Origin of the sequence: Vibrio viridaestus (assembly GCF_003856525.1) — a bacterium.
Classification (GTDB): domain Bacteria; phylum Pseudomonadota; class Gammaproteobacteria; order Enterobacterales; family Vibrionaceae; genus Vibrio; species Vibrio viridaestus.
The window spans coordinates 1-751 of the sequence record NZ_RJVQ01000061.1; the positions used below are offsets into that span (position 1 = coordinate 1).

Genomic DNA, 751 nt, shown 5'->3' on the forward strand with positions numbered 1-751 from the left:
TTTTAGAGATAACACTCTCCTCATCTAAATATACAGGGGTTGAACTTCTACCAGGAGGTTCACTTGTTGACTTAGAATATGCTGATGATACAGTTTTATTTGGTGAAGACGCTGACAAAATGCAGAGTCTTCTGACCACTCTAAGCAACAATGCAAGCATGTTCGGGATGCGATTCTCTCCCTCGAAATGCAAAATGTTGCTTCAGGATTGGGTTACATCGACACCCGAACTAGTGATAGGGAGTGAAGTAGTTGAGTGTGTCGACCGCTTCACTTATCTTGGAAGTCTCATCAGCCCTTGTGGTCTGGTGTGTGACGAAATCTCAGCACGGATGCAGAAGGCTCGACTAGCTTTTGCTAACTTGCGTTATTTATGGCGTAGGCGAGATGTCCGTCTATCAACCAAAGGACGTGTTTACTGTGCAGCAGTTCGTTCCGTCCTACTTTATGGCAGTGAAACATGGCCGGTAAGAGTAGAGGATATTCGTAGGTTACTAGTATTCGATCATAGGTGTCTTCGAAACATTGCTCGTATATCCTGGGACCATCGAGTAAGTAACACAGTTGTTAGGAAACGGGTACTAGGTAAGGATGGCAAATCAATTGATGAAGTAGTGAAACTTCATCAGTTGAGATGGCTGGGACACGTGTTACGTATGCCCAACGACCGACTGCCTCGACGTGCTATGTTCAGTGGTATAGGAGTAGGTTGGAAGAAAGCTAGGGGCGGCCAAACCAAAACATGGCACAA

At 45.4% G+C, this 751-nt stretch carries 1 protein-coding gene; it reads left to right on the forward strand.

All coding sequences use genetic code 11. The features are described 5' to 3' along the window. The coding region (locus EES38_RS23225) for a hypothetical protein (protein ID WP_166434332.1) at positions 1-751 on the forward strand (751 nt) is incomplete at both ends.